This is a genomic window from Fructilactobacillus sp. X2R1C3 (assembly GCF_059901425.1).
In genome coordinates, this window is record NZ_JBWXUW010000005.1 from 189,267 (window position 1) to 198,574 (window position 9,308).

General features: G+C 39.2%; 8 protein-coding genes. All 8 read left to right on the plus strand.

All coding sequences use genetic code 11. The annotated features are described in order from the left end of the window. The first annotated feature begins 35 nt into the window (after positions 1-35). The 8 genes from AC6UDD_RS06840 to lysS all read left to right on the plus strand — a co-directional run bounded on the left by AC6UDD_RS06840 (position 36) and on the right by lysS (position 8,770). A complete protein-coding gene (locus AC6UDD_RS06840) occupies positions 36-419 on the plus strand; it encodes an FtsB family cell division protein (RefSeq protein ID WP_500720022.1) in 384 nt (127 codons plus the stop codon). An 89-nt stretch (positions 420-508) separates the two neighbouring features. Next, positions 509-991 (plus strand): S1 domain-containing RNA-binding protein, encoded by a 483-nt coding sequence (locus AC6UDD_RS06845; RefSeq protein WP_500693972.1) that lies wholly within the window; start codon positions 509-511, stop codon positions 989-991. Positions 992-1,041: 50 nt separating this feature from the next. After that, a complete protein-coding gene (gene tilS / locus AC6UDD_RS06850) occupies positions 1,042-2,424 on the plus strand; it encodes a tRNA lysidine(34) synthetase TilS (RefSeq protein ID WP_500720024.1) in 1,383 nt (460 codons plus the stop codon). Further along, entirely contained in the window at positions 2,417-2,956 is a 540-nt protein-coding gene (gene hpt, locus AC6UDD_RS06855; RefSeq protein WP_500720027.1) for a hypoxanthine phosphoribosyltransferase, read from the plus strand. Before tilS ends, hpt begins: the two co-directional genes overlap by 8 nt. Positions 2,957-3,031: 75 nt before the next feature. Continuing rightward, positions 3,032-5,140, plus strand: a complete 2,109-nt coding sequence (gene ftsH / locus AC6UDD_RS06860; protein WP_500720029.1) for an ATP-dependent zinc metalloprotease FtsH — start codon at positions 3,032-3,034, stop codon at positions 5,138-5,140. A gap of 58 nt (positions 5,141-5,198) precedes the next feature. After that, complete coding sequence (gene hslO / locus AC6UDD_RS06865) at positions 5,199-6,092, plus strand: Hsp33 family molecular chaperone HslO (protein WP_500720031.1); 894 nt, start codon at positions 5,199-5,201, stop codon at positions 6,090-6,092. 93 nt (positions 6,093-6,185) lie between these two features. Next, positions 6,186-7,184, plus strand: a complete 999-nt coding sequence (gene dusB / locus AC6UDD_RS06870) for a tRNA dihydrouridine synthase DusB (protein WP_500720033.1) — start codon at positions 6,186-6,188, stop codon at positions 7,182-7,184. A 56-nt stretch (positions 7,185-7,240) separates the two neighbouring features. After that, the gene (gene lysS, locus AC6UDD_RS06875; protein WP_500720036.1) at positions 7,241-8,770 is read left to right on the plus strand and encodes a lysine--tRNA ligase; all 1,530 of its coding nucleotides are present in this window, start codon (positions 7,241-7,243) and stop codon (positions 8,768-8,770) included. Positions 8,771-9,308: the final 538 nt, after the last annotated feature.

Here is a 9,308-nt window from a genome sequence, read left to right on the forward strand (position 1 = left end):
TATTATGATCATATAAATTCATGGAGGCATTCCTGATGAACAGAAATAACAACGTTGAATACTTGAATTCTGCTTCAAGGAAAAGTAAAGCAAATAACCATCAAAAAGATAATAAGAAGTTAAGTAAGAGAACCAAGCGACTGGTTGCTCTTGTGGCGGTATTTGCTGTGGCTTTTTTGGCGCTTGGATGGCAAATTGTTAGTGGAATGAATCAAATTCACGGTGTGAATGCCCAAATCACCAGAAAAAAACAGGATTATCAGGTCGAAAAACAAAAAGAAAAGAACCTTAATGAGCAAATTAAGCTTTTAAATAACAAGAATTATCTTCAAGAATTGATGCGAGCTAAATATTACTATACAAAACCAGGCGAAACAGTTTACAGTTTCCCACAGAATAGTAAGATTGGTAATGAATAGAGGATTACTAGGATGTAATCTTCTTTTATTTTACTTTAAAGGATTATGTTATAATTAACACAACATTTATTAGGAGGAATGGCTTTTTTATGACAATTAAGGTTGGAGAGAAGGTCACTGGGAAAGTTTCAGGAATTACTAATTTTGGAGCTTTCATTGATCTAGGCGATCACAAGACTGGACTAGTTCATATCAGTGAGGTTTCTGATGGTTACGTAAAGGATATTCATGATATTTTGTCGGTTGGCGATGAAGTGACCGTTAAGGTTTTGAGCATTGGGGATGATGGTAAGATTGGACTATCAATTCGCAAAGCTTCCGATCATCCAGAAAAAGAATCACATCAACATCATGGTGAACATAATCATGATGAGCATTCACACTACGGGCACTCAAATAATGGGAATCATGGACATCGCAGTGGCCGCGACAATCGTAATGGCCATAAGGGCAAGAATGAGAGCTTTGATGATTTGCTTTCAGACTTCATGAAAGAAAGCGAAAGTCGGATGTCCGTCATTAAGAAAAATACAGAAGGAAAACGCGGCGGTCGTGGTGGTCGTCGTAGTTAATGAACGAATAACTGGGCAATTTGCTCGGCTTTTTTGTTTTGGAGGTTAATTTGAATTTACGCAATCAAATTAATTCGTTGGTTAAGAAGAAACAATGGTGGAAAAAGGACGAAAATGTTGTGATTGGGGTCTCAACCGGGGTTGATTCCATGGTCTTGTTAGATTTACTCCAGCATTTAAAAGATTTTAGGCCTCATATTATTGTTGCTCATGTTAACCATCACTTACGCAAACAAAGTGAGATTGAAGAGCGCTTTCTGGTCGATTACTGTAAGAACCATCACCTTCCTTTTCGGGTTGGCAGTTGGAATCACGACCAGATTCAGAGTGGATTGGAGAATCAAGCCCGTAATTTTCGTTATCATTTTTTTGCAGAAGTCATGAATGAATTTAATGCACCAGTCTTGTTAACGGCCCATCAAGAAAATGATCAAGCCGAGACGGTCATAATGAAACTCATTCGCAGTGGGAATTTGTTTGAAGTTCAGGGAATTAAAGAGAGTCATCCCTTTAATGGAGGAACGATGGTTCGACCATTACTACAGTTTTCGAAAGAATCCATCCGTTTGTATGCTAAAGAACACTCGTTAACGTGGTATGATGATAAAACTAACTTTGAACATACGGTCCTCCGTAATCGAATTCGTAACCAAATTCTACCGGAGTTAATGAAAGAAAACCCTAACGCTATTTCTCATTTGGCTAAGTTTGCTAGTAATTTGCAGTCGGAACTCGCCGGATCGAGTGATTTCGCTCGAGCTGATCTTTTAAGACATGACTTAAAGATTAAAAAGAGCTGCGTAAGCGCTGAGTACGATACCACGGAAATTAATCAACTTCCCATTTTACTTCGCGCATTGTTAAAACAGTTGACGTCGACGGTTACTCTTTCTGATAATCAAATTGCTGAAATTTTGACTTTAGTTAAAGATTTTGGAAAACCGCAGGGAAAATTGCGAATTTCAAATGCTTATTTTTTTGAAAAAAGTTATAATAAAATCATGTTTTTTAAACAATCTCCTAACAATTACGATGATTACCGTGATGAAAGTTCGTTTGTGGTAGAATTAAATCAGTGGAACCGCGACGTTAACGGATTTGATTTTGGTATTTTTGATGAAAATCATGTTCCAAAGGGTAATTTTTGGCGTCGCAGTCATTTTGATTTGGCGGACTCCCAGTTTCCTTTGTCAAAAAGAACCTGGAAACCGGATGATACCGTTGAACTCAAGAATGGCGGTCATCAGAGTTTAAGAAGATTGTTAATTAATCAGAAAGTTCCAAGTGCCAAGCGACGTCACGTGAAAGTGCTGGTGGATAGTAAGGAGAGTGTGTTGGCCGTCATTGGTTATAAGGAAAGCAAATGGTTGCCTAAGGGTGCAACTCACGGGTATGAACTTTTAATTACGCGAAAGGATATAACAAATGAATGACGATATTGAGCGGGTCTTATATAGTCAAGAAGACATTGCTTCTGCGGTAAAAAGGCTAGGGAAGCAGTTGAGTAATGATTATCGAGACAAAAAACCACTAGTAGTTTGTGTGCTTACTGGGGCAGTGTTATTTATGAGCGATATTATTCGCCAGATGGACATATACCTAGATCTTGATTTTGTCGATGTTTCAAGCTATAAGGGTGGGACTGCTTCAACCGGAAAAGTTGAGCTCATCCGTGATCTTGATAGTGATGTTAGTGGTCGTGATATCATTTTTGTTGAAGATATTATTGATACAGGACGCACCCTTCAATTTCTGGAGGATTTAGTTTCAGATCGAGGAGCTAATTCAATTAAAGTTTGTACCATTTTTGATAAACCTGAGGGAAGAGTTGTCCCTGCCAAAGCAGATTATGTCGGTTTTAACGTTCCAAATGAATTTATTGTCGGTTATGGACTTGATTACAAGGGTTTTTATCGTAACCTGCCGTACATTGGAATTTTAAAACCTTCAATTTATTCGGCCTAAACGGTCGTCCATTTAAAGTAAAAGTGATAACATTCTATTTGTTATCTTTTCGAGAAATTAGATTGGGAGGCACAAATGAAAAATAATAAAAATGGGCTTTTTAAGAGTAGCCTATTTTATATCATCATCTTTGTGGTTGTCATGGGTGTGATTATGCTTGTCACTGGTGGTGGCAGTGGATCACAAAGCACTCAAACTCAGGGAATTCGTTCAAGTCAATTTACAAATGATTTGCAGACGAACAAGGTTAAAAACTTCTCTGTTCAACCTTCTGGCGGTGTATATAAAATAACTGGTCAGTACAAGAAGCCCCAAAATGTTAAGCAGAAAAATAATGGGATTCCGCTTAATTTTAGTAATGGAAAACTTACCAAGTCGAGCAGCAATACTTACACTAAGGTAAATGGATTCACTACTAGCATTTTAAAGAATGACTCATCAGTTAGCCAGATTACCAAGTTAGCTAATAAGAACAAGGTACCGATGAGTACTAAAGAAACACAATCGAATAGCTTTTGGTTAAACTTAGCAATTTCAGTTCTACCATTATTAATCTTCATTTACTTGTTCTACATTATGATGAAGCAAGCTGGTGGAGCCGGTGGTGGCGCTGGTGGTGTCATGAAAGTTGGCAAAAGCCAGGCTAAACCAGTTAAAAGTAACGTTAAGTTTAGTGATGTTGCTGGTGAAGATGAAGAAAAACAAGAACTGGTCGAAGTTGTTGAATTTCTAAAAGATCCCAAGAAATTCACGAAACTGGGCGCCGTCATACCAAAAGGTGTCTTACTTGAGGGGCCTCCTGGTACCGGTAAGACGTTGTTAGCCAAAGCGGTTGCTGGTGAAGCAAACGTTCCGTTCTACTCATTATCAGGATCTGATTTCGTTGAGATGTTCGTTGGGGTTGGTGCAAGCCGTGTTAGAGACCTGTTTGCCCAAGCTAAAAAGAATTCCCCGGCCATCATCTTTATTGATGAAATTGATGCCGTTGGACGAAAACGTGGATCCGGAATGGGTGGCGGTCACGATGAACGTGAACAAACCCTTAACCAGTTGTTGGTTGAAATGGATGGTTTTACTGGTAATGAAGGTGTTATTGTCATTGCCGCCACTAACCGTTCTGATGTTTTAGACCCTGCTTTAACTCGTCCAGGTCGTTTTGATCGGAAGATCTTAGTTGGCCAACCTGATGTTCGTGGACGAGAAGCAATTTTGAAAGTTCATGCCAAAGACAAACCACTTGCCTCTGACGTTGACCTTCACGAAATTGCTAAACAAACGCCCGGATTTGTTGGTGCTGATTTAGCGAACTTGCTAAATGAAGCTGCCTTACTGGCCGCAAGAAATGGTGATAATGAAATTAATGCGGCTGATATGGATGAAGCCGAAGATCGTGTTATTGCTGGACCGGCTAAGCATAATAAGGTTATTAACGAACACGAACGTCAAATTGTGGCCAACCATGAAGCTGGTCATACCATCGTTGGTTTAGTATTAAATGACGCTCGGGTTGTTCATAAGGTTACCATCGTTCCAAGAGGTCGTGCTGGTGGATACGCCATCATGCTGCCTAAGGAAGATCAACAATTGATCTCAAAGAAGAACGCTCAAGAGCAATTAGCTGGATTAATGGGTGGTAGAACTGCTGAAGAAGTTGTTTTCCATTCTGAATCATCTGGTGCTTCAAATGACTTTGAGCAAGCCACCAATCTTGCTCGTGCCATGGTTACTCAATATGGAATGAGTGACAAGATTGGAACCGTGGAACTCGAAAGTCCTAACCAAGATCCGTACGCAGCTCCTAAGTATTCACAGGAGACGGCCGCTAAGATTGACGATGAAGTGAAATACTTTATTGATGAAGCTCATGGTGAAGCTAAGAAGATTATTGAGGGTCATCGTGAGCAACACAAGGCGATTGCGGATGCTTTGCTTAAATATGAGACGTTGGATGAAAAGGAAATTTTGAGTCTCTACAAGACCGGTAAAATGCCTGAACATTCAACCAATAGTGGCGAGTATCCTAGCGAAAATGAAACCTTTGAACAAGCCAAGAAAGCCATTGACGCTAAGGAACACGAGCACGAAAAGAAACTTGAAGAAGAAATTGACCATTCTGAAGAAAAACACGATGAAAATCATGATAATAATTCAGATCACCAAGATTCTGATAATCAAGATCAATAAACGAAAAGAACGTTGGGATCAAAGCCCACGTTCTTTTTTAATCTAAGGAGTGAATAAAATGAGTGATAAAAATGATGTATTAGTTAAAGCACTTACCAAAGATGGGATGTTTCGGGTTTACGGTTTAAACGCGACTGGAATTGTCAGTTATGTTCAAAAAATTCATGATACCTGGAGTACATCCACGGCGGCACTTGGAAGAACGATTGCCGCAACTTTGATGTTGTCGGCCTCAGTGTTAAAGGGAAAAGAAAGCATGACCGTTCGTTTAAATGGACGCGGCCCCGTCGGCGGAATGGTTATTGATGCCGATGCTAAGGGACACATTAAGGGATACGTTCAGAATCCTCACGTTAACTTGCCGCTCACGAAAGATGGAAAAGTTGACGTTTCTAAGGGTGTAGGAACGAATGGTTTTCTGGAAGTCGTTAAAAATCAGGGAACAAGTGAGCCCTACACTAGTGATGTTCCACTCGCAAGCGGTAAAATCGGTGATGATTTTACCTTTTATCTAGCAAAGTCAGAACAGATTCCTTCAGCAGTTGGAGTTTCAGTTGACATTGATGGAGAAAACAACGTCCAAAGTGCCGGAGGATACTTGATTCAGGTTATGCCTGGTGCTTCTGATGAGGCAATTGATAAGTTGGAGCAGACTTTAAAGAATGCACCAAGTATTTCGTCCATGTTAGAAAAGGATCCTAATCCTGACCACATTTTGGATGAGTTGTTTGGCACGGATAATCTGGACGTTGTTGATCATATGCCAGTCGAATTTGTCTGCAATTGTTCCAAAGAAAAATTTGCCAAAGATATTGCAGGAATTGGTAAAAAGGATCTGCAACAATTAATCGATGAAGATCATGGGGCACAGGTTGTATGTAATTTTTGTGGTAAAAAGTATAACTTTTCGGAAGATGAATTGGTTGATTTACTGAATGATAAGAATAAGTAGCATTAAAGAGCGTGCTGTAATACGGTTCGCTCTTTTTTGTATGGGTATGGTATTATATAAAATGTTTGGAAACAATTTAGATGAGGTGAAAAAATGGAGTGGAAAATTGGAAACGTAACGATTCCAAATCAATTGGTAGTAGCTCCAATGGCTGGAGTTACCAATTCAGCCTTTAGAATCATTTGCAAAAAATTTGGTGCGGGATTAGTGGTCTGTGAAATGATTTCCGATCGAGGAATCATGTATAACAACAAAAAAACGTTAAGTATGGTTAACGTAGATCCCAATGAACATCCAATGAGTATTCAAATTTTTGGTGGTACTAAGGAAACTTTGGTTGAGGCCGCTAAGTTCATTGATCAAAAGACCGCTGCTGATATTATTGATATCAACATGGGTTGTCCAGTTAATAAGGTCGTTAAGACTGATGCTGGTGCTAAGTGGCTCCTTGATCCCGATAAGGTTTATGAAATGGTATCGTATGTGACTGACGCCGTTAAAAAGCCAGTAACGGTTAAGATGCGAACTGGATGGGATGAGGATCATGTTTATGCGGTTCAAAATGCGCTTGCTGCTGAGGCGGCTGGTGCTTCTGCCGTTGCGATGCACGGTCGGACTAGGAAACAAATGTATACCGGTCATGCTAACTGGGAGATTTTAAAAGAAGTTTCCGATGCCTTGACGATTCCATTTATTGGAAATGGAGACGTAACCACTCCACAACAGGCTAAACAAATGATTGATGAAGTTGGTTGTGATGCGGTAATGATGGGGCGTGCCGTTGAAGGCAATCCCTGGATTCTGAGACAAACCGAGCACTACCTAGCAACCGGTGAATTAATTCCAGAACCAAGTGTTGAAGAAAAAATTAATACCGCTAAAGAACATTTGCATGGGCTGGTCCAAATTAAAGGTGAGTATGTTGGGCCAAGACAATTCAGAGGTCAAGCTGCTTATTACCTGAAGGGAATTTCTCATTCGGCTCGAACTAAAGTGAAGTTGAACAATGCTGAGTCTGAAGCAGAGATGGATCAAATCTTCGATGATTTTCTAGAAAAAGACGCGATGAGAAATGCACGGAAAAATGCATAATTACGATGCTTAACTATGTTATTATGAATGTAAGTTACTAGTTTGGGGGATTTGAATTGGCACAAGAGAAGAAAATGAATGACCAATTAAAAGTTCGTAGAGAAAAGATGCAAGAGCTACGAGATGAGGGAATTGATCCTTTTGGTCATGCCTTTAAGCCAACCTATTTGGCAGAAGATTTAGACAAAGAGTTTGATAAATACGATAAAGAAGAACTAGAGCAAAAAGACGTTAAAGCTACGATTGCTGGACGAATGGTAGCTAAACGTGGTAAAGGTAAAGTTGGGTTTGCCGATATCCTTGATCGTTCCGGTAAGATCCAGGTTTACGTTCGAAAAGACGTTGTCGGAGAAGAACAATATCATATCTTTAAACGTGCTGACATCGGGGACTTTCTTGGCTTTACTGGTGAAGTAATTAAGACGGACATGGGACAACTAACCGTTCGTGCGACGTCCATCACTTTCCTATCAAAGGCACTTCGCCCACTTCCTGATAAGTATCACGGATTACAAAATAAGGAACAAAAGTATCGTCAGCGATACCTTGATTTAATTTCAAATCGTGATAGTTTTGAGCGTTTTCAGAAGCGCAGTAAGATTATTAAGGCGGTTCGAAACTTCTTGGATAATAAGATGGACTTTACTGAGGTTGAGACTCCAGTATTACACACGACTGCTGGTGGGGCCTCCGCTCGTCCATTTATAACTCATCATAATGCTTTAAACATTGATTTATACTTGCGAATTGCGCTGGAACTTCATTTGAAGCGGTTGATTGTTGGTGGCATGGGACGCGTCTATGAGATTGGACGTGTGTTCAGAAATGAAGGGATGGATAAGGAACATAATCCTGAATTTACTGAACTCGAGACCTATGCGGCATACTTTGATTTTCATGATGTAATGGATGAAACCGAAGGAATTTTTAGGGCCGCTGCCAAAGCCGTTAGTGATGATGGTAAGGTTACGTATCAGGGCGAAGAAGTTGACTTGAATCAAGAATTTGATCGGATTCATATGGTTGATGCCGTTAAAAAATATACGGGAGTCGATTTTTGGCCTAAGATGTCGGATGATGATGCTAAGAAATTAGCTGATGAACATGGTGTGCACTATGAACCATATTGGAAGGTTGGTCATATCATCAATGCTTTCTTTGAACAATTCGTTCAACCAAAGCTAAAGAAGCCAACGTTTGTATATGGTCATCCAATTGAAATTTCTCCTTTGGCAAAGAAAAACGCTGATGACCCAAGATTTACGGATCGTTTTGAGTTATATATTCTTGGTAATGAATATGCTAATGCCTTTTCTGAATTGAATGATCCAATTGATCAACGTCAACGTTTTGAGGCGCAAGCCAAGGAACGTGAAGAGGGGAACGACGAGGCTCAGGGTATCGATGAGGACTTTATCGAAGCACTTGAGTATGGTATGCCTCCTACAGGTGGATTAGGGATTGGAATTGATCGTTTGGTAATGCTTTTGACTGATGCACCATCCATTCGTGATGTTCTCTTATTCCCAACGATGAGACCAGAGGATAATTCTGATAATCCACAGGATGAGAATCATAAAAAATAGTTTTGTTCGATAGAAAAAGAGATGATTTTAATCATCTCTTTTTATTTGCATCAAAATGGATTAAAACATTGCTAAAATAGTATTTGTCAAGATTGATTACTTATATAATTGGGGTCATTTATTAGATTCGAAGTAAAAGTTGAAAAAAGTTTGACCTTTTTTGACCAAAAGTGTTGACAAAGTAATTGGGCGCATGTATAGTAGTAAATGCTCAGTGAGAGAGGAAAATAATTTGATGGTAATTAATGAAGTTACTGACTATGAACAAGATTGATTATCTTAAATATTGCTCTTGCACTGAGGTGCAAAATACTGTATTATATTTGATGTTGCAGTGATGGTTTTACCGTTTGCCAACAAATAAATTTAAAATAATTGAGTTTATTTGTTGACATCGAAAACGTAATGTAGTATAGTTATACATGTTGCGTTAAGGAAGAACTAAACGACAACAAATCAGAGTAGATCTTTGAAAACTGAACAAGATTTTGATTACAAGTGTAAGGTAATTTTAAGTTGTAGAACTTAAAATTAAACA